Genomic DNA, 23,460 nt, shown 5'->3' on the forward strand with positions numbered 1-23,460 from the left:
GTATCCCGCCACCATTGATGACGGGATGTTATTAAATTATTTTACTTCAACGTTTGTCTTTACACCCTCTACAAATACTTTTGCAGGCTTAAATGCGGGGATGTTGTGTGCGGGGATTTTAATCGTAGTATTCTTTGAAATATTACGTCCAGTTTTTTCAGCTCTCGTTTTGATGATAAAACTTCCAAAACCTCTTAAGTATACATTGTCTCCACCTTCAAGAGAAGTCTTTACTTCTTCCATAAATGTTTCAACGGTAGCTTGTACATCTCCTTTTTCCATTCCTAATTTCTCTGAGATTTTTGCTACAATATCTGCTTTCGTCATGTTTGTTCTTTTTTTTAATTAATTTTTTTTCAAGACGGCAAATATAAGAAATATAAAATCAATAACTCAAAGGGTAATGCGTTAAAATATAAAGACATAAAGGGTATTTTTGTTAAATGTCGTTAAACCCCTCAAATTTCCGTAAAAAACTCATATTATGGTACTTAGAAAACAAGCGTGAACTCCCTTGGAGAGAAACTAAGGAACCTTACCGTATTTGGCTTTCTGAAATTATCCTACAACAAACCCGTGTAGCGCAAGGAATGCCCTACTATTTTAAATTTATTGAAGCATTTCCTGATGTAAAATCCCTCGCAGATGCGCCTCAAGAGCAAGTGTTAAAATTGTGGCAGGGACTTGGTTATTATTCTCGCGCTCGTAATCTGCATTTTACTGCGCAATATGTTGCCAATGAGCTCGGTGGAAAATTCCCCGATAATTTTAATGAACTGCTTACATTAAAAGGAGTAGGTGATTATACAGCGAGTGCCATAGGTTCCATCTGTTTCAATTTGCCAACGGCTGTTGTGGACGGAAATGTGTATCGTATTTTATCGCGCATTTACGGCATAAATACTCCAATTAATAGTACCGCAGGGATTAAAGAATTTAAAAGTCTTGCGCAGGAACTTTTAGATTCCAAGCAACCCGGTATTTTTAACCAAGCGACGATGGAGTTTGGTGCGCGCTATTGTGTGCCTCAAAATCCAGATTGCTCTAACTGTATTTTTAATAAGGAATGTTTTGCGTACCAATCGAATAAGGTAAGTGAACTTCCTGTAAAGCTGAAAAAACTAAAAGTAAAAAAACGTTATTTTAATTATATCGTCATTATTTCGGCAAACGGAAAAACAATTTTGCGCCAACGAACGGCAAAAGGAATATGGCAACAACTATACGAGTTTCCCTTGATTGAAAGTGCTTCGGAAATTTCTGAAAAGAAATTAATAACTACTGTTGCCTATAATGAGTTGGTGAAGAAATACGGTATTTCTGAAATTGTCCTTTTCAATGATACTTCGGTAGTTCATAAATTATCGCATCAACATTTATATACTAAATTCTGGATTTGTTATTCAAACCCGATAAAGGATGACGGGATTAAAATTTCCGAAGTACACGACTTTGCCGTTCCTGTTTTGATATCCAACTTTATTTCCACCTTTCCCGAATTTAAGTAACCGATTTTTGATTATATTTAATTCGCAAAACATACCTTTGAAAACAATTTTTGATTAAAATTAAAACATAGTATTATGAGTGGGACGTTGAATAAAGTGATGCTGATTGGGCATACGGGAGATGATGTAAAAATGCACTTTTTTGAAGGTGGGAACAGTATTGGTAGATTTCCGCTGGCAACTAATGAAAGCTACACAAATAGAACCACGAACGAACGCGTGACTACGACGGAGTGGCACAATATTGTAGTACGAAATAAAGGTGCCGAAATTTGTGAAAAGTATTTAAAAAAGGGTGATAAAGTATATATTGAAGGTAGATTGAAAACTCGCAAATGGCAGGATGACAAAGGGCAAGACCGTTATAGTACCGAAATTCAATGTACTGATTTTACTTTCCTAACGCCCAAAAATGAGCAGCAAGATGGAATGCAACAGCAACAATCGCAAGCGCCATCGCAGTCACAAAAACCGGCTGCTCCAGCACAAACTCAACACGTACAGCAACCTGAGGAAGATGATGATTTGCCATTTTAATAGATCCACTATTTTTGTAGTATCTTAGCCTAACCAACGTTGAAAAAATTGTGGACATAGAACCTCCTAGTTTATACTTATTAGCCTTTACATCTGGAACGATAATTTACCTCGTTGCATTGGTCGTGTTGCTTATTTGCTCTGCAATGATAAGTGGTGCTGAAGTCGCTTTTTTCTCTCTAACGTCTTCTGAGTTAGATTTCGAAGATGAAAAAAAAGCTCCAAAAAAACTCCAAATTGTATCTAAACTTCTCGATAGGCCCAAAAAATTATTGGCAACAATTCTAGTCGCCAATAACTTTATAAACATCGCTATCGTACTCCTTTTTGATACCATAGGAGAAGTGTTTTTTGCAAATTTGAATCAAGTGTATTTTGGTATCAATATTCGCTTTGTTGTCGAGGTTGGTGTTGTTACTTTTTTAATTTTACTTTTTGGAGAAATCCTCCCCAAAATATATGCGAGTCGCAATAGCATGTCGTTTGCATTATTCATGGCAATGCCCATAAAAGTGCTCGACTTTTTGTTTACACCTATTAGCATGCCCATGCGCGCTGTGACTATTTATATTCAGGAAAAATTTGGTAAACAAAAATCAAACTTGAGCGTTGATCAATTATCACAAGCACTAGAACTTACTGATGAAACTGACACCACCCACGAGGAACAAAAAATATTAAAAGGAATCGTCACTTTTGGAAATACAGATACCAAACAAGTCATGAAAAACAGGATGGATATTTTTGCCCTCAACCAAGAATTACCTTATGCTGAAATTTTACCGCATATTATAGAAAAAGGATATTCGCGAATACCTGTCTTTAGTGAAAATATTGATAACATTACGGGTATTTTATATGTCAAAGATTTAATGCCGCATATTGATACCAAAGAACTTGACTGGAACGCACTCACTCGCAAAGCATACTTTGTCCCGGAAAATAAAAAACTGGACGATTTGCTCAACGAATTTAAAACAATGAAAATGCACCTTGCTATTGTTGTTGATGAATACGGCGGTACTAGTGGGTTGATTTCGCTCGAAGATATTATCGAAGAAATTGTTGGTGAAATTAGCGATGAGTTTGATGATGAAGATCTGGTTTTTTCAAAATTGGATGACAATAATTATGTATTTGAAGGAAAAACACCGCTCAAGGATTTTTATAAAGTAATCAACCTTAAAGACCCGCTAATTTTTGAAAGTGCCAAAGGCGAAGCCGAAACGGTAGCTGGATTTCTTTTAGAAATTTCAAAAGGATTTCCAAAGAAAAACGAAATAATAAGTTTTGAGCATTATGCGTTTACTATTGAAGCGTTTGAAAATAAACGTATAAAACAAATTAAATTAACAATACGCCCTCAACCTTAATGCGTTATTTAATAGTCATATTTATTTTTCTATTTGTTGTTTCCTGTGGCGATGATGTTATCGTAAAACCAAATGCCAAATTGCGACTGGAATATCCAACCCAATCGTATCATAAAACAAATACAGATTGCGAATATGATTTTCTCATCAACAATAACGCGCAGTTAATTCCCGGCCGCAACTGTGCCGCCAAAGTGGAGTACCCAAAAATGAACGCGGGTGTTTATTTAACATTTCAGAAAATCAAAAATCAAAACTTGGACTCCTTATTATATGATGCGCAAAAGTTGGCATACAACCACGACATAAAAGCGCAGAGTATTCCAGAACAAGTTTTTGAAAACCCAGACAATAAAACCTACGGTATTTTTTATAGTATCAATGGTAATGCCGCATCGCAATCACATTTCTATTTGACTGATAGCATTAATAATTTTATTACGGGTTCGCTCTATTTTGAGGCAAAACCCAATTTTGATTCCATCTATCCCGCCGTTGTTTATCTCCGCGAGGACATTAGAGTAATGATGGAAACTATGGAATGGAAATAATTTTTGAGATTAATTTTACTAAATGCCCGGTTGAGCACAGTCGAAACCTTCGTTTATTAAATAGGTTTAGTTGCTCTCTACATATTTTTAAATTGACATTTTAGGCAAAGCCGAAATATTAATTCCATTATACTTCAATCCCAAATTTTAAAATCATCTTTGCAATTCCAAAATTTCCAAAGTGAAAAGCATCGAAAAAAAGTGGATTTATCTCGCCATACTTTCTGTAGTCTGGGGAAGTTCATTTATCCTAATTAAAAAAGCACTTATAGGTTTGACGCCTCTGCAATTAGGGGCGTTGCGCACACTGTTTGCTGCCACATTTTTATTGTTGATAGGTTTTAAATCTCTCAAAAAAATTAAAAAGCACGAGTGGAAGTGGATTACCATCTCGGCCTTTTTAGGAACCTTTATTCCCGCATTCTTATTCGCCTTTGCCGAAACCGAAATAGACAGTGCAGTCGCCTCTATTTTAAATTCTACAACACCAATTATTACGTTAATACTGGGTGCTATTGTATTTAGTATTGGTTATACCCGCAACCAATTATTTGGGGTAGTAGTGGGACTTTTAGGGAGTCTGCTCCTTATTTATGCAGGCGCAGCAATCAATCCAGACCAGAATTATTGGTATACCGGGCTTGTGCTTGCCGCTTCTGTTTGTTATGCCTTTAATGTGAACATTATTAAAAGACACTTGCAAACCATTCCTGCGATGTCAATTGCTGTGGGTAATTTTGTGGTCTTGATAATCCCGGCATTGATAGTTTTGCTGTTTTCAGATTTTTTTTCAAAAGATTTGATGAATGATACAGAGCTACATACAGCATTGGGATATTTAGTGATTTTAGCAGTAGTGGGAACGGGAGTTTCTAAGGTGATGTTTAATAAATTGGTACAAATGAGCACCCCTGTATTTGCAACATCGGTAACCTATACAATTCCTATAATAGCGTTATTATGGGGAATGCTTGATGGAGAGAGATTTACACTATTTAAGGGTTTTGCGACGGGGATTATCTTGCTGGGTGTATTATTGACCAATAGAAAATAAGTAGTTTTCACTTCGGAAATTTTAATATATGATAATGACGTAGTTATCTAAAGCTTAGGCAGAAAAAATCTTGCATTAGTGAAAAGCAAGATTTTTTAGAATATATTTCCAAGGATTTATCTTTTAATAACTTTAATAACTCTTTTTTCTTTAGTCTCGTTCTCTATTTCGAGAAAATAAACACCAGTATTCCAAGTGCTTGTGTCAATAGTATTTGAAAACTTTTTTGATTCCCATAATATTGTACCTGTCATTTCAGTAACGCGCATGGTGGCGATTATATTGATGCCTTTACCTGTTATATACAATGCGGTGTCAGCTGGATTTGGGTGGACGATTATAGTTTTTAACTGAGCCTTTACTGTACTTAAGATAGTTTGATTTTCATACCATACGATAGTGTCATCGTTTTGCGAGGCGCGTACAGCATCAATATCACCGTCGTTATCTATGTCTATGGCTAGGCATTTTGAACCAACAAAGTCAACTTCAATAACCTTTTCTGAACTAAAGGTGCCCAATCCATCTTCATTTTCATACCATTTAAGGGTAGGGCTATTAGTGGAAGACACAAGTACATCTTGATCTCCATCGTTATCAATATCGGCGGTCTTTATACCCCCTGCCTTGCTTGTTAATGTTATATTTATTTCTGGACTAAAATTGCCAAATCCGTCTGTGTTTTTATGCCATACAATTCTATCTAACGCTGGGTAGCTCGCTAACGCATCTATGAAACCATCATTATCGAAATCTGCTAATAAAATATGGTTTGCTGCTAGTCCGGTGCCTCCTATTTCTTGTTTAGGACCAAAATTACCTAAGCCATCAAGATTTTCAAACCACCATACATTTATAGATCCAGTAGAATCAGTCACTAAATCTAAATCTCCATCTCCGTCTAAATCTTCCATAGCAAGTGATCTTGAACTGCCTAAGCTATTGTCAATTAAAGTAGAGGAATTAAAATTACCTTGCCCATCTATATTTTCAAACCATTCAATTCTTGAGGCATCGCCACCAGTCATTACGTCGAGGTCGCCATCTGCATCAATATCTTCAACCAATATAAAAAAAGCGTTAAGGGCTGAAGGCGTTATTATTTTTTGAGGACTAAAGTTACCATGTCCATCTAAGTTTTCGTACCATACAACAAGTTGGTCAGGTATCGTAGAAGCTATAATATCTATATCACCATCACCGTCTAAGTCCCCATGAGTGACCATGCTGGTTTGATTCAAAAATGCGATTTCATTTGTAAGAAATGAAGAACCTGCGTTAACATTTTTATACCATGACACATTACTGCCAAATCTATTTGCGGCAAGTATGTCTTCAAAACCGTCTCCATCTATATCTGCACTATCAATCCAGCGGACACCGTCTGAAGTATTAGTGATAAGTTGTGAATCTCCAAACTGCGCTTGAGTAGATAGAATTGAAAGGAGAAAAACAATATAGAGGTATTGTTTTGTTTTATTTAAATTATTCATTATTTCCTTTTAGAATTATTGTTTGCTCTATTGAGCCACCATCATACTGTTTTTCAATTTTATAGAGTCCTGAAGGTAGTTCGTCTACTAAAGTTTCTTGATTAATACCTATGGAATCTTTTTGTGTTATAGTGACATTATTATTAAACGTATTGTCATTAAACTTGGTAATAGAACCGCCTAGCGGTGCTTTGTTATTATTGTCATAGCATCGTTGCACATTTGTGTAGCCAAGACTAGTATTTAACTGGTCAATCACTATGGCACTTCTGTTGGGGTGGATTAAATATTCATAGGGAGTGGAAGTGATATCATTGATACTGTACGATGCGACTACACTGTTTATGCTGTAGTTAAAGCTAAGGTCATTATATTCAGTAGGTTGCGGATAATTATCTCCGCATCTCACAAATCGGTAATCAAACCCAGGTTGGAATAATGGTGATTGCGTTACGTCAGGTCCTGCAAAATAGTATTCTCCTTTATATGGCTCATAGAGCGAAGAGATATCTGCCTGGAGGTTGGCTAAAAATGCAGAGGACGTTACTCTTCCTTGCATTTTTGCGATTTGATTTGGAGTAAAACTGTCTTTACAACTATTACGGGAATATGACATGTAATTGCGCACATCTGAGTCGAAAATATCGTATTCTCTACCAGCACAATCTGTATTAATAACACCACCTGTGTAATTGCAGTCATTTTCGTCTACATAGTAATATGTTAAATTACTGGTCCCAGAACAATCATTATCTGGCAGTCCATTAAAGTGGCAATATTCGACAATATAATTAGGCGCAGATGCCGTGTCGTATTCAAAATCACCTTTATCGTATGCATTAAAATAATTTACAGGGTCAACCGTGGGAGTAATATTTTGATCTCTCGTTACATGTTCGCATCTTGTAGGATCTGTAGGGTGTCTCCAACTTATATTATCTTGACCAGCTCCATGCGTATGATGAAGCCCAAAAGAGTGTGCAAATTCGTGTATCATTCCAGAACCAGTAACTCCGGACCTGTTAAATGTGAGTCTGCTTCCTCCGGAAGAACCACCAAAACCGCTAGTTCCAGCAGGAATGTAAACATTGAATGAATTTTCTACTTTTAAATTGTTATTGTCAACATACGTGCCGAAAGCGCCCAATTGACAGCGGCTTAAAATCATAAAACCATCTGGGTCATTTGAAGGTAGGGTGGTGCATTCTGAATCGCCATCGCCGTCACTATCAATCCATTGTCTATTAACTACATTTGCTGGGCTGTTTAATTCGTTTAGTCCCCGATATTTAAAATAGATACCAATATCGTTAAAGGCTATATTCATGTTCGCAATTACTGTCAAGACATGGTTTTCAGAAATAGGGTCAGGATAGTAGCCACTACTGTCATTTACTTGCCAAAATGCAACATTGAAGACAACAGGTAATTCATTTGCTGCGGCTGCAATTTGTGCTGGAGTTACAATGAAATTTGCGGGATTATAGTTTTCAATAATACATTCTTCACTATCTTGAGCATTAGAGACTTGTGCGGTTAATACCACTAAAAGCAATACCCCCCCCTCTTAAATAAATTGAGTAATGTTTTCATAATTAATGAGTTTTAGTTTGATGTAAGTTAACCATTTTCAGGAATAACAAAAAGAATAAATCATTTTTAATTTCAGCAAAAAAATTGAAGTTGTTAAATTTCCGAAGTCATCGATATTCACTTTTTACGGGTCTCTTGTTTCGCTCGATTTCCCTTTAAAATTTTAGCAAATAAAGTGTTTGTTTTTAAGGGAATTACAATTATATTTGCACCCGCTTTAAAATGAAGCGAGATTATTAATTAATTAAACGTTACGCTATGTACGCAATTGTAGAGATAGCAGGGCAGCAATTTAAAGTTGCAAAAGACCAAAAGGTTTTTGTTAATCGTTTAGCTACTGATGAAGGTGAAACTGTAGAGTTTGACAATATTTTGTTAGTAGGTGATGGTGATAATATTACCCTTGGCGCCCCGGCTATAGACGGAGCTCTTATAGGAGCAAAAGTCCTAAGACACCTTAAAGGTGACAAAGTTATTGTTTTCAAAAAGAAAAGACGAAAAGGTTACCGTAAGAAAAACGGTCACAGACAAGCCCTTTCTGAAATCGTTATTGAGAGCATCGCAACTTCTGGAGCTAAGAAAAAAGCTACGCCAGCAAAGGCAAAAGCTAAACCAGCTGCTAAAAAAGAAGAAGCTAAAAAAGAAGCTCCTGCCAAGGCAGCGGCTCCTAGAGCTGAAGCTAAAAAAGCACCGGCTAAAAAGGCTGCTCCCAAAAAAGCGAAAGCTGATGATCTTAAAAAGATTGAAGGTGTTGGACCTAAAGCTGCAGAAGCAATGGTTGCTGCAGGATTAGACACTTTTGCTAAAGTAGCAAAGGCAAAGCCAGAAGCTATTGAAGCAATCCTAGCTGAAGCAAGTTCAAACTTGGCACACTTAGTGGCAAACACTTGGCCAGAGCAAGCTAAATTAGCTGCTGATGGTAAGTGGGACGAGCTAAAAAAATGGCAAGACGAATTAGACGGCGGAAGAAAATAATCTAACGCTAAAGTTGAACAAATAAAACCCAGAAATTATGGCTCACAAAAAAGGAGTTGGTAGTTCGAAGAACGGTAGAGAATCAGAATCAAAACGCTTAGGTGTTAAAATTTTTGGTGGACAAGCTGCTGTTGCAGGGAACATTATCATAAGACAAAGAGGTAATACACATCACCCAGGTGAAAATGTATATGGTGGAAAAGACCACACACTTCACGCAAAAGTGGACGGTGTTGTAAAATTCACTAAGAAAAGAGACAACAAATCGTATGTTTCTATTATACCAAGTGTAGAACCATCTGAAGTTATATAATTATAACTTAAAAATAACAAACCCCAATCGGCATAAGCTGGTTGGGGTTTTTTAGGTTAAGAAAGATTTATAAAAAAATGTAATCTAACGTGTTGTAAATTTACTATTGATTTGCTGCCATTTGCCGTCTTTTGGGAGATGTGTTTTTGCAAATTCTGCAGCGTTTGTTTGATACCAATACCAATTTGGCTTATTGGGGGTTCCATGGCTAATGGCCCAGGTAATGTCCAACAAATGCCATTCGCCATTTAGATAGAGAGCATTCCAAGTGTGTTCGGGCTTGCCTTTTGTGTTTTTATATGTATTGGGCTGGGTTGTGAAACCGTGAATAATTTCGGTCTTTATGCCCACATCTGCACAAAGTTTTTTGAACAAAAAAGCATAACCACCACAAAGTGCTTTCTTTCTTTTAAGAGCTTGAGTGATCACATTTGCTTCTGAAATGTATATTTCCTTTTGAAGCTTTTGGTTCAATCTCAATTCGTGGTCGTATTCAATAGTGTTTGCAATCCAATTGAAGATACTTCTTGCTTTTTCTGCATCTGTGTTTTTGCCAATTGTTATTTGATGTGCTAGCTTTAGGGTGTTTGATTTTTTAGGAAGCTTTTTGGGAATAGTTTGTGTTCTCTGTGTTTTGGCTTGCGTAGTTCGCTTTCCAATAATCATTCTTTCTTGAGCGGTGGAAGTTGTAATTGTACCCATTATCATCAATGAGGAGGCAAAGATGATAAGTAGGTTTGGCTTTAAGAAATTCATATTATAATAACGTAACTTGAATTTTAATATTTTAGAATTGCATCTTTCATTATATTTAGATATTCAAAATAGATTGTTATGAAAAAATCTGTAGTATTATTTTTATTCTTTGCGCTCTTTTTAATAGGGTCGAATCAATCACAGGCTCAACAAATCGCTCAATATGACTTTTTAGAAGTCATCGTCGTCCAAAAAGCAAATAATCGCGGTAAGGTAAAAAGGATACGCGTAGAAGAGCAAGAGTCGCTCAAAGGACAATCTATAACTGTAGATGCTATTGAAGATTTAGAAACTACGGCTCAATTACTCAATTACATGAATAGAGCTAATTGGGAGTTCCTTGATCGCCAAGCAATCGTTTCAGATGATAATGACCCTGTTTGGATGAGCTACATTTTTAAGAAAGCTAAGTAACAGCAACAAAAAAACCCTCGAATTTCTTCAAGGGCTTTAATGGATTCTAAATCTAGTCCAGAATTACAGTATCTAAAATTTCCGGAGAAATTATAATTCAAAATTTTCAATCGTACATCGTACATCGAAAATCGTAAATTAATTAATAACGGTAATACTCTGGCTTGAATGGTCCTTCAACCGTTACACCGATATATTCTGCCTGGTCTTGCTTTAATTCGGTAAGCTCAACACCAATTTTCTCTAAGTGTAAACGAGCTACTTTTTCATCAAGATGCTTAGGTAGCATATACACTTCATTTCCGTATTTATCAGCGTGGTTCCACAACTCGATTTGTGCTAGTGTTTGATTTGTGAATGAATTACTCATTACAAAACTAGGGTGACCCGTCGCACAACCTAAGTTTACAAGACGTCCTTCGGCAAGAAGGATAATGTCTTTTCCACCAAAAGTATATTTGTCAACTTGTGGCTTGATTTCGTCTTTCTTAGCATTGTTTTTTAGCCATGGCACATCTATTTCATTATCAAAATGACCTATGTTACAAACGATAGTTTTATCCTTCATCGCTTCAAAATGCTCACCGCGTACAATATCTTTATTACCTGTTGTAGTAATTATGATGTCGGCAGTTTTTACAACGTTTTCTAATTTTTTTACCTCAAAACCGTCCATGGCAGCTTGTAAAGCGCAAATTGGATCAATTTCAGTAACCGTTACAATAGAACCTGCTCCTTTAAACGAAGCTGCAGTTCCTTTTCCTACATCACCATAACCACAAACGATTACACGCTTTCCAGCAAGCATAACATCTGTAGCGCGACGTATTGCATCCACAGCACTCTCACGACACCCGTATTTGTTATCAAATTTTGACTTTGTTACACTATCATTAATGTTGATAGCCGGCATAGGCAACGTTCCTTTTTTCATACGTTCGTATAAACGGTGAACACCCGTTGTAGTTTCTTCAGATAATCCTTTGATTCCTGCAGCAAGTTCTGGGTATTTATCCAGCACCATATTTGTTAAATCACCACCATCATCAAGGATCATGTTCAAAGGCTTACGCTCTTCACCAAAGAAAAGCGTTTGCTCTATACACCATTCAAATTCCTCTTCGTTCATTCCTTTCCAAGCATAAACCGCAGTTCCAGCGGCAGCAATTGCAGCGGCGGCTTGGTCTTGCGTTGAGAAAATATTACAAGAACTCCAAGTAACTTCAGCTCCAAGGGCTTGTAACGTTTCGATTAAAACGGCAGTTTGGATAGTCATGTGAAGACATCCAGCAATGCGTGCGCCTTTTAAGGGCTGCTCGTTATTGTATTCTTCGCGCAAAGACATCAAACCTGGCATTTCGGCCTCAGCAAGTTCAATTTCTTTACGTCCCCATGCTGCAAGGGAGATATCTTTTACTTTGTTAGCTGTGTACGGTACTGTGTTTGTTGACATAAAAAAAATTATTTTTTAAATCCCACTATAATGGGAAACTCGTTAATTTACTTTTTTTAGCTTCTGCGAAAATGTGCCAAAAACAAAACCGCTTTAGTTTCATTGAACAACCATCTTCTTGAAGCTTCCCAAATTCTAATAATATTCTTTATTTTTATCCAACGGTTCGAAGTAGAAAACCATTAAAATTTCGGACTGCAAAAATAAGCAATATCTCTTAGAAAATCATGTCTCTTTACAAAACTATAACATTGAACAAAACGACTAATCTCCTCATTTGGAAGATAGAAGAATCGTTTGAAGCTTTATCAAAAGGTATTGTTTTAACGCCCCATTGTCAAAATAGGGTTGACGGGATGAAAAGCGATTTGCATCGTCGCGGTTTTATGAGCGTACGCCATTTGCTTGCCGAAATGAGCTACACCGACCATGATTTATTTTATGATGACAACGGCAAACCACATTTAAGGGACGGAAAACATATTTCAATAACACATAGCTACAACTTTGCAGCTATTATTGTGAGTGACATTGAAGTGGGCATAGACATTGAAAAGCAACGTCAAAAAATTATAAGAATCGCTCATAAATTTACGCCTCTGGAAGAATACCGAACGCTCGCAAACGATGATGCTATTATGCGAAAATTAACGATAGTTTGGGGAGCAAAGGAAGCTTTGTATAAAAGTTTTGCAAATCCTGGAGTTAGCTTTTTGGAGAATATTTACGTGGAAGATTTTAGACTGGATGCCACACAAACAGAGTCAACGGTTACTTTCAACGGAATGAGCGAAACCTACAAAGTACATTTTGAAGAATTTGAAGAGTTCACCTTAGTGTACGCATTAATCAATGAAAAAGATTAATAATGCGCAGCACGTTTCAGTACACCCATTTGATTTCTGAAATTAAAAAAGGCAAACAATTACTCGCCATATTAATAGATCCTGAAAAGTTTGACCCTTCAACCTCAAAAGCTTTTTTGAAAACCATTCCGTCAAAAACTACTCATTTGTTCGTTGGCGGAAGCACAGTCCCCAAAGGATTTACAGAAAAGGTAATTTTAAGTTTAAAAGTTGAAACACAATTACCCATATTTATCTTTCCGGGAGATGCCAGCCAGATTTCTCCCAAAGCAGATGCACTTCTATTTTTATCGTTAGTTTCAGGAAATAATCCAGAATACTTAATAGGACAACAAAAAAGAGCGGCTGCTAAATTAATCGATTCTCAACTTGAAGTAATCCCTACTGGGTACTTACTTATTGATGGCGGAAATGATTCGGCTGTTGCAAAAGTTACAGTAACAAAACCGATGCCTCAAGAAAATATCGAAGAGATTGTGAGTACTGCATTGGCCGCACAATTAATGGGTGCAAAACTACTATATCTCGAAGCGGGAAGTGGCGCAAGAAAACCAGTAGCTCTACAAATTATTAAGGCAGTAAAAAATGCGCTGGATATTCCAATCATTGTAGGTGGAGGAATACGCACCACAGAGCAACAGATGTTGTCTTATGATGCGGGCGCAAGTATGGTTGTGATGGGTACTGTGTTTGAAAAGTAGTTTCGGTCACATAAAAATGGGGGTTAAAAATGCCCAATCAATTTTCCTACCTTTGAATTCTGAATTTAGAAACTTTACTACACTATGAATATTTCGGTAGAATTGACATTAACGCCATTACAAGACGAATACGAGCCAGCGATTATTAACTTTATTAAAAGTTTGCGAAATTCTGGGTTGACGGTTTTAGAAAATCCTTTGAGTACACAAGTGTATGGAGAATATGATACTGTAATGAACGTGTTACAAAAGGAAATGAAAATAGCACTAGAAGCTGTTGAAAGAGGTTTACTGTACATCAAAATTGTAAAAAGTGACAGAAGCGATTATGAGCCCCATTTTTGATTTTCTTTTTGGGCAGTATGCTGAATATGAAACCTATCAAATTGTTTTAGAGGCTATTGCTGTTGGTTTTGGTTTAATTTCGGCTTTATGCTCTTGGCGCAATAGTATTTGGGTCTATCCAACGGGCATTGTAAGCACCGCTATTTTTGTGTATTTACTTTGGCAGTGGGGATTGTTGGGCGATTTAATTATTCAAGGATACTATTTTGTGATGAGTATCTACGGTTGGTATATTTGGACCCGTAAAATAACTCCCGAAAAACATACTCCCATTACAAATGCTACAGCAAAAGACCACACAATAGCTTTGTTGATTAGTGGCGCCGCACTGATAGGAGTTTTTGTAGTTTATACAGTATTTAATAAATGGAATAGTTGGACGGCTTATGTGGACACTGTCACAACTGCACTGTTTTTTGCAGGAATGTGGATGCTTGCAAAGCGAAAAGTTGCAAACTGGATATACCTTTTGGCAGGAAATATTATAAGTGTTCCTTTATATTTTTATAAAGGATATACGTTGAGCAGTATTTTATATCTAATATTTATACTCATTTCAATTTTAGGATATCAAACATGGAAGAAACACTTAAACAGCGACCAAGTGATTGCCTAAAAATTGTACTCTTTGGTCCAGAATCTACAGGGAAAACAACGCTTGCTAAGCAACTTGCTGCTCATTTTGAAACTCAATGGGTGCCAGAATTTATGCGTGCTTATTTAGAGAAAAAGTGGGATGATCATCAAGAAAAAATTACAAGAGTAGACTTATTGCCTATCGCAAAAGGGCAGATTGCTTCGGAAAATGAACTGGCTGTAAACGCAAAAAAAGTACTTTTTTGTGATACCAACCTTTTAGAAATCGAGGTGTATTCAAAATATTACAATGACGGATTTTGTCCTTCGGAAATTTCCGAAGCGAATAAAATTAATACATACGATTTTTACTTTTTAACGGGCATTGATGTACCTTGGGAATTCGATAAATTACGAGATAGACCGGACGATAGGGAAAATATGTTTCGTATTTTTGAGCATCATTTAATTGATTACAACCTACCCTATATGATAATAAAGGGTTCAAAACATAACCGTTTTGAACGTGCAATAAAACAGATTAACAAACTGCTCAAGAATAAATAAAAATGTTTACACAAAATGATTTGCAAAATCTAAGAGAGAGAGGATTGAGTGAGGAGCAGGTAAAGCAACAGATTAATACGTTTAAAAAAGGCGTTCCTTTTGCCCAGATTGTTACTGCCGCTTCCATTGGTAATGGGATTGAAGCTCTTAATGAAAATGCCCAAAAAGATTGTGCTGCTTACTACGACAAAAATAAAGCAGGTTTAGACATCGTTAAATTTGTACCCGCAAGTGGCGCAGCGACACGTATGTTTAAAATGCTTCACGAATTTTTAGGTGACTACGACCCAGAAGAAGAAACACTACTTAAATACATAAAATCAAACAAACTTAACCAGCTTAAATTATTCTTTGATAATGTAAAGGATTTTGCTTTTATTTCAGAGTTGAGAAAGGCAATCCGAAACTATTATCCAGAGTATAAAAAGTCGAATAAAGGACAACGCATGCAAATGCTCGTCAAAACAATGCTCAATAAAAACGGGCTTAATTTTAACAAACTACCCAAAGGACTTGTCCCATTTCATAAATATTCAAAATTTGTAAAAACAGCTTTTGAAGAGCAGCTTTTTGAAGCTACGCAATATGCTTTTGCTCATGATACCGCCCATTTACATTTCACATTTGCGCCTGAGCACTTGGAGTTATTCAAGAAAGAATTTGAGCGTGTGCAAAATAGAATTACGAGCAAAACAAAGGTGAAAATTAAAATTTCATACTCTTTTCAATGTGATAGCACTGCTACTATTGCCGTAAATAACGATAATACTCCTTTCCGAAATGAAGACGGTAGTTTTCTGCTACGACCATCGGGGCACGGCGCTTTGATTAAAAATTTAAATGACGTAAATGCCGATGTTATTTTTATTAAAAATATAGATAATGTCGCTGCCGAGGAATATATTCGTGAAATAGCATTCTATAAAAAAGTGTTGGCAGGTAAACTATTGATGCTCCAAAAAAAGATTTTTTCCTATCTACAAATTATCATTGAGAATAAAGTTAACCATGAAAAACTTGCTGAAATGAAAGCATTTTTGTGGAACGAATTATACATACGCGAAAACCCCGAAACTCCAGCTGGAATTGCCGAAATTTTAAATAGACCTCTTCGTGTTTGTGGGGTTGTTCAAAATACGGGAGCGCCCGGTGGTGGACCATTTTGGGTTCGAGATGAGGAGGAAAACATGTCTCTTCAAATTGTTGAAATGTCGCAAATTAACAAGAGCGATACTTCTCAAACCAAATTGGCTAACGAGGCAACACATTTTAATCCCGTGGATATTGTGTGTGCAACTAAAGACTATGATGGAAATCCCTTTAATTTAGAGCATTTTGTGGATGAGTCGGCATCATTTATTTCAAATAAAACGGTTGATGGTAAGGCGATTAAAGCCTTAGAGTTGCCCGGATTGTGGAACGGAGCGATGGCAAAATGGAACACTGTTTTTGTTGAAGTTCCACTCATTACTTTCAATCCCGTAAAGACCGTCAACGATTTATTACGCAACGAACACCGTCCCAATGCCTAATGAATATTGACCAAATTTTAAAAGAAATTACCTTCAAAGCAGTTCGCAGTAGCGGGCCTGGAGGGCAGCACGTTAATAAAACATCGAGTAAGGTTGAAGTTTCATTGAATATGACTTCTTCGCAAGCTTTTTCGGAGGCCGAAATGAGCAGAATTCAAAATAAATTAGCCAACCGAATTTCCCAAGATGGCATATTCACATTATCCTGCAGTGAAAGCCGAAGCCAACATCGCAACAAAGCATTGGTCATTCAAAGATTGATTGCGCTATTAGAAAAGAGCATTAAAATTCCGAAACCTCGAAAGAAAACCCAACCTTCAAAAGGCGCCATCGAAGAACGGATAAAATCTAAAAAGAACAACGCTCTTAAAAAAGCAAATAGACGCCCGCCTAGATTAGATTGATTGTTTTTAAATAAATTTAAGAACACGCCTCTAAAGAGCTACGTTCGTTCTGCAATTAAACTATTGTTTAATTTCTATAATCTTCAAAAGAAAAAATCTTAGCTCCTTCCCTTTGAAGGGAAGGTTGGGTAGGGATGTTTTTTCATATCAATACTTTCAAAATTATTCTCTTTTCTATTTAATATTTCAGAAACACATCTATCTTTGCATCACATCTCAAAGGGGTGCCAGATTGTGTTTTAAATATTTTACAAAACTCAAGAAAGCTGAGATTATACCCGTAGAACCTGGAACAGGTAATGCTGTTTAGGAATAGTACCATCGCATTGAGTGCGGTCGAGATGTTTTATTTGTAGATTTTTCTTCAATGATTTCGGCGGCACTCGGCGTACATTTTTTAATTTTAATCAAAGAATAACGCCCCTTTTATTCGTCACAAATAACCATTGTACGAATGAAAACGTCTTACATTACTTTAGTATTTAGCTTATTATTTTTCAATCTTTTCGCCCAAGAATATACCGTTTCTGGAATAGTTACGGATATTGAAGGACTTCCGGTTCCAGGAACAAGCGTTTACGAAAAAGGAACCACAAACGCTACACAAACAGACATCGATGGGAAGTATTCAATTAATATTTCCGAAGGAGAGCACACACTTGTTTTTAATTTTGGCGAAGCTTACGAACGTACCATTTTTGTCTACGGAAATATGACATTTAATTATACCATAGGAGAAGAACCGGAAAACCTCGAAGAAGTTTTAATCCAAAGTTTTAGGGTAAAAGCAGATTCTCCCATCACACATTCCAACTTGGATGCCGAGGATTTAGAAGCCAGAAATTTAGGACAGGACATTCCGTATTTGCTAAATAATCTGCCCAGTGTAGTTACTACAAGTGACGCTGGTGCGGGTATTGGTTATACATACATGCGCGTGCGTGGAAGCGACGGTTCAAGAATTAATGTGACCCTCAACGGAATACCTTTTAACGATGCCGAGAGTCAAGGAACATTTTTTGTCAACTTACCAGATTTTGCATCGTCCGTAGAGAGTTTGCAATTACAGCGAGGAGTAGGAACTTCCACAAACGGTAGTGGCGCGTTTGGTGCGAGCCTTAATTTATTAACAGATGCCGTGAGTGAAAATGCCTATGGCGAAGTGTCAAATTCGTTTGGTTCTTACAGTACTAGAAAGCATAACGTAAAATTTAGCACGGGAAAATTGAACGACCATATTGAAATTTCGGGGAGGCTATCAAACATTACAAGTGATGGGTATATTGATCGGGCGACATCAGATTTAAAATCTTATTTTTTGCAGGGAGCCTACGTGGATGACAATACGTTGATAAAGGCAATCACGTTTGGAGGGCGTGAGGAAACCTATCAAGCATACGAGGGGATTGACGCAGAAACATTAGCAAATGATAGAAAATTTAATCCCGTAGGACAAATTCTGGATGCCGATGGAAATTTTGTGCGTTTCTATGATAACGAAGTTGATAATTACGCGCAAGACCATTACCAACTGTTGTGGAACGAGCGTTTTGACAATAACTGGAGTACCAACCTTTCTTTAAACTATACGTATGGGCGTGGCTATTTTGAGCAATATGAAAATGATGAAAGTTTCGATTTCTTAGGCGCTCCGCCTATTACAATTAATGGTAACGAAGTTTCATCTACAGATTACATTCGCCGTCGTTGGTTGGACAACGATTTTTATGCCGTAAACGGAAATGTAACTTACAAAAACAATAAAGTTGATGTTTCAGCAGGCGTTTTTTACAGCTACTACGACGGTGATCACTACGGCGAAATTTTATGGAGCGAATTTCCGATTGGCTATGATTACGAGGAAAGATATTATGAGGGCGTGGGAACCAAAAATGAATTAAGTGTATTCGCTAAAGCAACCTATGAAATAAATGAAAAACTGAGTGTATTTGGAGATGTACAAGGTAGATTTTTACAGCACAGGGTTTCAGGATTGACGAGCGATAGAGAGCCGTTGAATGTTTCAGTAAAATATGATTTCTTTAATCCAAAGGCGGGTGCATCTTTTAAATTAAACACTAACAATCAATTCTATTTCTCCTACGGAAGAGCCAACCGCGAACCCCGCCGAAGCGATTTTGAAGAAGGGATTTTTACAGCCGAGCGATTAGATGATTTTGAGTTGGGATGGCGACATGCATCTAAAGGATTAAAACTGAATACCAATTTGTTTTATATGAAATACAAAGACCAATTAGTTGTTTCTGGAATTGATGATGTTGGCGCTTTGTTAAGAACGACAAGTGGCGATAGTTACAGAGCAGGTATTGAAATAGACAGTGAAATCAAATTACTCGATAAACTATTTTTGCGTCCAAATCTAGCCTTGAGCATGAATAAAAACAAAGACTTTTTATTTCAAAGGGATGGCGAATTACAAAACCTTGGCGATACGAATATTAGTTATTCGCCAGCAGTGGTCGCTGGAAATTCTTTAAGCTATAGTCCAACAAATAACCTTGAGTTTACGTTACTTTCAAAATATGTGAGTGAACAGTATTTGGGCAATATTGACAGCGAGGTGTCAAAGTTGGATGCTTATTTTATTAACGATTTTAACGTAGTTTATCGATTAACCAATGTGCCTGTTGTAAAAGAGATTTTGTTATCAGGATTGGTAAATAATATTTTTAACAAAGAGTACGTTTCAAACGGTTACTTCTTCACATTCGATGATGATTTTAGTGTGCCTGGAGAGGTAACTACAATAGAAGGAGTGGGTTATTATCCACAAGCAACAACTAACTTTTTAATAGGTGCTACTATTAAGTTTTAAGTCAGAATTCTAAAAAAAAAAGCCCACAAGAAATAAACTTGTGGGTGTTTTTTATTTTAAATAAATCGGGAGGTCTTAAAATTTCCGAAGGAAAATAACGCACTTTAATTGGTCACTCGCAATGTATTCCCATTCTTTTCAACGCGATACTGAGTCATTGGAAATAGATTTTCATCTGTTTGATGAGAGCCTGTGACCACGTCGTACGTGTTACCATCGCCGCATGCACAACTTGTGATAATCCCATTAAGTGTCATTCTTGAGCAGGCACTTGGCGGGTGATTTGGATCCGTCAATTCAAATGCTGTAAACAAATCATTATTTACATTATAAACAACAACTCCTTTTGTGCCTTGCGTGGTCGTAATAAATGACCCACCTGGGAACCGAAGGTTATTGTATTCCGGAAGATTTAGGTTGAGACTGAGTTGAACAAACGCGTTAGGATAATTAGGGTTATTTTGATTGATATCATCATCAGACTTACATGCAAATAACGTGGAAATGGCAATTAGGGCAAATAGTATCTTTTTCATAGTGAAGTTTCTTAGCGCAAAGCGAAATTATCAAAAAATTACGCAACTGTTTATTTTTTAGTATATTTGTTAGACAAAAATCCCGTCGTGCATGGGATTTTTTCTATTCCTGCCCGCTTTATACATTTTAAAAGCAAGTGGCGGGTTTCTTATTCTAAGGTCACGACAGAAAACGAGGAGACGTTAGAAATTTCATAAATTAAAACGAAATAAAAATGAGTAAAGTATCTTATTATACAGACGAGGGACTAAAAAAATTGAGAGCAGAATTAGCGCAGCTAAAAGATGTTGAACGTCCAAAAGCCTCAAACGCAATTGCCGAAGCTCGTGACAAAGGAGATTTGAGTGAAAACGCAGAATATGATGCGGCAAAAGAAGCACAGGGAATGCTGGAAATGCGTATTTCAAAATTAGAGGAAGTGGTTGCAAATGCACGTGTTATTGATGAGTCGCAATTAGACACATCAAAAGTTTTGATTCATTCAACCGTAAAAATCAAGAATCAAGCAAACGGCACGCAAATGACCTATAAACTAGTAGCGCAAAGCGAAGCAGATTTGAAGTCTGGAAAAATTTCGGTTGATTCTCCCATTGGTAAAGGATTACTAGGTTGCGAGGTTGGTGACATTGCCGATGTTGTTGTGCCAGCCGGTACTATGAAATTTGAAATTTTAGAAATTTCAAGAACTTAAATAATTAAAAGATGGCAAGCATTTTCACTAAAATAATCAATGGCGAAATACCCTGTTACAAAGTTGCAGAAGATGCAAAGCACATTGCATTTTTAGATATTAATCCCAATGCAAAAGGGCATACATTGTGTATTCCTAAACAGGAAATCAATCGTGTTTTTGATATGGATGAGGATGGCTATTTAGCGTTGATGCAATTTTCAAGAAAAGTTGCGATTGCTTTGGAAGAAGCGGTTCCTTGTAAAAGAGTGGGAGTAAGTATCATTGGGCTTGAGGTGCCACACGTGCATGTTCATTTAATTCCTTTAAACGAAATGAAGGAAATGACATTTCAACATAAAATAAAAATGACAGAAGATGAGTTTAGCGCGCTAGCTAAAAGTATTAATTCGAAACTATAAGTTACAATAGGAGGTTGGTAAATGAAACGCTACTAAGTTTTTTAAAGAACTTAACTGACAAAGAGTTTTCTTTTTTTTATACTTATCGACGATTTGAATTTATGAAAAATTCATTAGAATTAATCGAAAGAGAAAAAGAGGGAAGAAATCTTACAGATGGTGAAATAAAAACTAAAATAGATTATAGTGTTATCTATAATGACCGCTGTCTAAGGTGCCAGTCAAATAACTTTCAATCGATCGTAGATAGTAAATTAAAGATTCATAGTTATACTGCTTACGAAGTTGAATATCATTCAAGAAAGTGCCGAATATGTGGTTATAATGCTTTTAAAGACAAACCTCTTAATTTCAGAATTCGATTTAATAAATGGATTGGAAAGTATTATTGGAAAAAACTTAAATAAATAACCCCATAAACAAGCGCAGCCACTACTACAATACTTATTAAAACCACAATATATCCCAAGGAAGTCAATCGCAACGATGTCTTTTTTGGAATTACTTGTTTTTTGTTGTATTCATAAACCCGTTCAATATCATCATCCCAGCTCACAGGAAATATTTGTGTGTTGCAACTAGAGCAATAGAGCTTTTCGACAATTTTTTTGTCTGCTTTTGTAAATAGTTTTTGAGAATTTTCATTTTGAGTGAATGAAAATTCTAATCCATCATTTGCAAAACATTCTGGACAGTTGTTTTTTATTTTTGCAGTGTGTAAGGAATGATTTGTAATCATATAGTGTCGCTGAGTTTGATAGAAATTAAAAATGTTGTTCCATCTTTGGGCGAACTTTTAAGTACACGTATTTTACCATTGTGATATTCTTCAATAATACGTTTTGCTAATGAAAGCCCCAATCCCCAGCCTCTCTTTTTTGTTGTAAATCCTGGTGAAAATATCCTTTTTTGGTTGCGTTTGGGAATTCCCTTACCCGTATCTGAAACATACACAAGTGCATTATTTCCAGTCATTTCTACTAAAACACTAATGTCACCTTTCCCTTTCATAGCATCGATTCCATTCTTTACAAGATTTTCAATAGTCCAACCGTAAAGCTGACTGTTGAGATCCACATAAATAGGGTCTTTAGGGGCTTTAATGCTGAAATTTATCAACTTTGAACTTCTGCTTTTAAGATAATCAAAAGCACTATGAGTTTCGGTGACAATATCCATTTTCTTAAGTTTTGGCATAGAGCCCACTTTTGAAAAACGGTCCGTAATCATTTCAAGCCGCTTAATGTCTTTGCCCATTTCTTCAATATATTCTGGGTTGACATTTTCGGTTTTTAATATTTCGGTCCAACCTACTAAAGAAGAAAGTGGTGTGCCTATTTGGTGTGCCGTTTCTTTTGCCATTCCCGCCCAAAGTTTATTTTGGATAGCGCTTTTTGCTGTTTGATTAAAATAATACAGTGCAATGCTGAGCAATACTAAAATTAGAATCAAAATTGCTGGATAAAATTTTAGCTTGTTAATGAGCGGCGAATTTCCGTAGTAAATCTTCTGTATGAGTTCATCTTCATACCGTACCTCCAGGGGCTTATATTCCGAAGTAAATTTTGCAATCAACGCATCTCTTTTTTTTGGAGAATTTAAAAGGAGCGAGTCTAAATTTTTACTGTCATAACTGTCGCTTTGAGGGCTATAGCTAATCATGGGTGTGGTTGTGTTTCCTTGAATAACGCGCAGCGCTATCTCGCTCAAACTTGCGTTAATATCAATTCCAGAGGAAGCAACCTCTCGTTGTGCTTCTGCCCAGATTTGCATCTTCGCACGCTCGTTATCTTTCAATTGATTGAAAAAAACGAGCGTATTCCACAAAATAAGAGAAATGATGACAACCGAACTTATTAAAAAGATAATTCGTCCCGTAGAGGCATTTTGATGCATAGTGTTGGTAATGTTTATACGATAAATATAATGTAAATATGTTGATATTATTGTGCGGTGTGCTTTCAAAGAAAACCTGCGTTCTCGT

General features: G+C 36.5%; 27 protein-coding genes. 19 read left to right on the plus strand and 8 right to left on the minus strand.

Going from position 1 to position 23,460, the window contains the following annotated elements:
• Positions 1-36 precede the first annotated feature (36 nt).
• Entirely contained in the window at positions 37-327 is a 291-nt protein-coding gene (locus ACSHW7_RS04430) for an HU family DNA-binding protein (RefSeq protein ID WP_151892578.1), read from the minus strand.
• Positions 328-443: 116 nt separating this feature from the next.
• Here ACSHW7_RS04430 and mutY point away from each other — a divergent pair, with 116 nt between their 5' ends.
• The 5 genes from mutY (at position 444) to ACSHW7_RS04455 (ending at position 5,023) form a co-directional block, all read left to right on the plus strand.
• The gene (mutY, locus tag ACSHW7_RS04435; RefSeq protein WP_435678102.1) at positions 444-1,508 is read left to right on the plus strand and encodes an A/G-specific adenine glycosylase; all 1,065 of its coding nucleotides are present in this window, start codon (positions 444-446) and stop codon (positions 1,506-1,508) included.
• Between the two features lie 75 nt (positions 1,509-1,583).
• Positions 1,584-2,045 (plus strand): single-stranded DNA-binding protein, encoded by a 462-nt coding sequence (locus ACSHW7_RS04440; protein WP_435678103.1) that lies wholly within the window; start codon positions 1,584-1,586, stop codon positions 2,043-2,045.
• 50 nt (positions 2,046-2,095) lie between these two features.
• A complete protein-coding gene (locus ACSHW7_RS04445; protein WP_435678104.1) occupies positions 2,096-3,418 on the plus strand; it encodes a gliding motility-associated protein GldE in 1,323 nt (440 codons plus the stop codon).
• Positions 3,418-3,969 (plus strand): gliding motility lipoprotein GldD, encoded by a 552-nt coding sequence (gldD, locus tag ACSHW7_RS04450; protein ID WP_435678105.1) that lies wholly within the window; start codon positions 3,418-3,420, stop codon positions 3,967-3,969. The genes ACSHW7_RS04445 and gldD overlap by 1 nt, the downstream gene beginning before the upstream one ends.
• A gap of 181 nt (positions 3,970-4,150) precedes the next feature.
• Complete coding sequence (locus ACSHW7_RS04455) at positions 4,151-5,023, plus strand: DMT family transporter (protein WP_435678106.1); 873 nt, start codon at positions 4,151-4,153, stop codon at positions 5,021-5,023.
• 116 nt (positions 5,024-5,139) lie between these two features.
• On the opposite strand, the gene ACSHW7_RS04460 is transcribed toward ACSHW7_RS04455, so the two are convergent.
• Positions 5,140-6,516, minus strand: a complete 1,377-nt coding sequence (locus ACSHW7_RS04460; protein WP_435678107.1) for a T9SS type A sorting domain-containing protein — start codon at positions 6,514-6,516, stop codon at positions 5,140-5,142.
• Positions 6,509-8,071 (minus strand): hypothetical protein, encoded by a 1,563-nt coding sequence (locus ACSHW7_RS04465; protein ID WP_435678108.1) that lies wholly within the window; start codon positions 8,069-8,071, stop codon positions 6,509-6,511. The genes ACSHW7_RS04460 and ACSHW7_RS04465 overlap by 8 nt, the downstream gene beginning before the upstream one ends.
• A 296-nt stretch (positions 8,072-8,367) precedes the next feature.
• Between ACSHW7_RS04465 and rplU the strand changes: the two genes are divergently transcribed.
• Both rplU and rpmA read left to right on the plus strand, forming a co-directional pair.
• A complete protein-coding gene (gene rplU, locus ACSHW7_RS04470; RefSeq protein ID WP_435678109.1) occupies positions 8,368-9,084 on the plus strand; it encodes a 50S ribosomal protein L21 in 717 nt (238 codons plus the stop codon).
• Positions 9,085-9,121: 37 nt separating this feature from the next.
• Positions 9,122-9,397 carry a 50S ribosomal protein L27 gene (gene rpmA, locus ACSHW7_RS04475; RefSeq protein WP_435678110.1) on the plus strand — a complete coding sequence of 92 codons (276 nt, stop codon included), beginning with the start codon at positions 9,122-9,124 and terminating at the stop codon, positions 9,395-9,397.
• Positions 9,398-9,481: 84 nt separating this feature from the next.
• Here the strand turns inward: rpmA and ACSHW7_RS04480 are convergent, their stop codons facing one another.
• The gene (locus ACSHW7_RS04480) at positions 9,482-10,153 is read right to left on the minus strand and encodes a transglutaminase domain-containing protein (protein ID WP_435678111.1); all 672 of its coding nucleotides are present in this window, start codon (positions 10,151-10,153) and stop codon (positions 9,482-9,484) included.
• A gap of 78 nt (positions 10,154-10,231) precedes the next feature.
• Between ACSHW7_RS04480 and ACSHW7_RS04485 the strand changes: the two genes are divergently transcribed.
• Positions 10,232-10,567: a hypothetical protein gene (locus ACSHW7_RS04485; protein ID WP_435678112.1), complete on the plus strand. Its 336-nt coding sequence runs from the start codon at positions 10,232-10,234 to the stop codon at positions 10,565-10,567.
• A gap of 142 nt (positions 10,568-10,709) precedes the next feature.
• On the opposite strand, the gene ahcY is transcribed toward ACSHW7_RS04485, so the two are convergent.
• On the minus strand, positions 10,710-12,020 hold the full coding sequence (ahcY, locus tag ACSHW7_RS04490; protein ID WP_435678113.1) for an adenosylhomocysteinase: 1,311 nt from the start codon (positions 12,018-12,020) through the stop codon (positions 10,710-10,712).
• Positions 12,021-12,247: 227 nt separating this feature from the next.
• Between ahcY and ACSHW7_RS04495 the strand changes: the two genes are divergently transcribed.
• The 8 genes from ACSHW7_RS04495 to ACSHW7_RS04530 all read left to right on the plus strand — a co-directional run bounded on the left by ACSHW7_RS04495 (position 12,248) and on the right by ACSHW7_RS04530 (position 19,847).
• The gene (locus ACSHW7_RS04495; protein ID WP_435678114.1) at positions 12,248-12,886 is read left to right on the plus strand and encodes a 4'-phosphopantetheinyl transferase family protein; all 639 of its coding nucleotides are present in this window, start codon (positions 12,248-12,250) and stop codon (positions 12,884-12,886) included.
• Between the two features lie 2 nt (positions 12,887-12,888).
• A complete protein-coding gene (locus ACSHW7_RS04500; protein WP_435678115.1) occupies positions 12,889-13,587 on the plus strand; it encodes a geranylgeranylglyceryl/heptaprenylglyceryl phosphate synthase in 699 nt (232 codons plus the stop codon).
• An 84-nt stretch (positions 13,588-13,671) separates the two neighbouring features.
• Entirely contained in the window at positions 13,672-13,932 is a 261-nt protein-coding gene (locus ACSHW7_RS04505) for a thiamine-binding protein (RefSeq protein ID WP_435678116.1), read from the plus strand.
• The gene (pnuC, locus tag ACSHW7_RS04510) at positions 13,916-14,548 is read left to right on the plus strand and encodes a nicotinamide riboside transporter PnuC (protein WP_435678117.1); all 633 of its coding nucleotides are present in this window, start codon (positions 13,916-13,918) and stop codon (positions 14,546-14,548) included. The genes ACSHW7_RS04505 and pnuC overlap by 17 nt, the downstream gene beginning before the upstream one ends.
• Positions 14,509-15,075: an AAA family ATPase gene (locus ACSHW7_RS04515; RefSeq protein WP_435678118.1), complete on the plus strand. Its 567-nt coding sequence runs from the start codon at positions 14,509-14,511 to the stop codon at positions 15,073-15,075. The genes pnuC and ACSHW7_RS04515 overlap by 40 nt, the downstream gene beginning before the upstream one ends.
• A 2-nt stretch (positions 15,076-15,077) precedes the next feature.
• Positions 15,078-16,607 (plus strand): DUF4301 family protein, encoded by a 1,530-nt coding sequence (locus tag ACSHW7_RS04520; RefSeq protein WP_435678119.1) that lies wholly within the window; start codon positions 15,078-15,080, stop codon positions 16,605-16,607.
• Entirely contained in the window at positions 16,607-17,011 is a 405-nt protein-coding gene (gene arfB, locus ACSHW7_RS04525; protein WP_435678120.1) for an alternative ribosome rescue aminoacyl-tRNA hydrolase ArfB, read from the plus strand. The genes ACSHW7_RS04520 and arfB overlap by 1 nt, the downstream gene beginning before the upstream one ends.
• A gap of 454 nt (positions 17,012-17,465) precedes the next feature.
• Complete coding sequence (locus ACSHW7_RS04530) at positions 17,466-19,847, plus strand: TonB-dependent receptor (protein WP_435678121.1); 2,382 nt, start codon at positions 17,466-17,468, stop codon at positions 19,845-19,847.
• A 104-nt stretch (positions 19,848-19,951) separates the two neighbouring features.
• On the opposite strand, the gene ACSHW7_RS04535 is transcribed toward ACSHW7_RS04530, so the two are convergent.
• Positions 19,952-20,383: a hypothetical protein gene (locus tag ACSHW7_RS04535; RefSeq protein ID WP_435678122.1), complete on the minus strand. Its 432-nt coding sequence runs from the start codon at positions 20,381-20,383 to the stop codon at positions 19,952-19,954.
• A gap of 215 nt (positions 20,384-20,598) precedes the next feature.
• Between ACSHW7_RS04535 and greA the strand changes: the two genes are divergently transcribed.
• The 3 genes from greA (at position 20,599) to ACSHW7_RS04550 (ending at position 21,883) form a co-directional block, all read left to right on the plus strand.
• Positions 20,599-21,075, plus strand: coding sequence for a transcription elongation factor GreA (greA, locus tag ACSHW7_RS04540; RefSeq protein WP_435678123.1), 477 nt, complete (start codon positions 20,599-20,601; stop codon positions 21,073-21,075).
• Between the two features lie 11 nt (positions 21,076-21,086).
• A complete protein-coding gene (locus ACSHW7_RS04545; RefSeq protein ID WP_435678124.1) occupies positions 21,087-21,476 on the plus strand; it encodes an HIT family protein in 390 nt (129 codons plus the stop codon).
• 101 nt (positions 21,477-21,577) lie between these two features.
• Positions 21,578-21,883 carry a hypothetical protein gene (locus ACSHW7_RS04550; RefSeq protein ID WP_435678125.1) on the plus strand — a complete coding sequence of 102 codons (306 nt, stop codon included), beginning with the start codon at positions 21,578-21,580 and terminating at the stop codon, positions 21,881-21,883.
• Here the strand turns inward: ACSHW7_RS04550 and ACSHW7_RS04555 are convergent.
• Both ACSHW7_RS04555 and ACSHW7_RS04560 read right to left on the minus strand, forming a co-directional pair.
• Positions 21,862-22,215: a hypothetical protein gene (locus ACSHW7_RS04555; RefSeq protein ID WP_435678126.1), complete on the minus strand. Its 354-nt coding sequence runs from the start codon at positions 22,213-22,215 to the stop codon at positions 21,862-21,864. The genes ACSHW7_RS04550 and ACSHW7_RS04555 overlap by 22 nt on opposite strands.
• Positions 22,212-23,372: a sensor histidine kinase gene (locus ACSHW7_RS04560; protein WP_435678127.1), complete on the minus strand. Its 1,161-nt coding sequence runs from the start codon at positions 23,370-23,372 to the stop codon at positions 22,212-22,214. The genes ACSHW7_RS04555 and ACSHW7_RS04560 overlap by 4 nt, the downstream gene beginning before the upstream one ends.
• Positions 23,373-23,460 lie beyond the last annotated feature (88 nt).

It is taken from the genome of Patiriisocius sp. (assembly GCF_051252435.1).
Lineage (GTDB): Bacteria > Bacteroidota > Bacteroidia > Flavobacteriales > Flavobacteriaceae > Patiriisocius.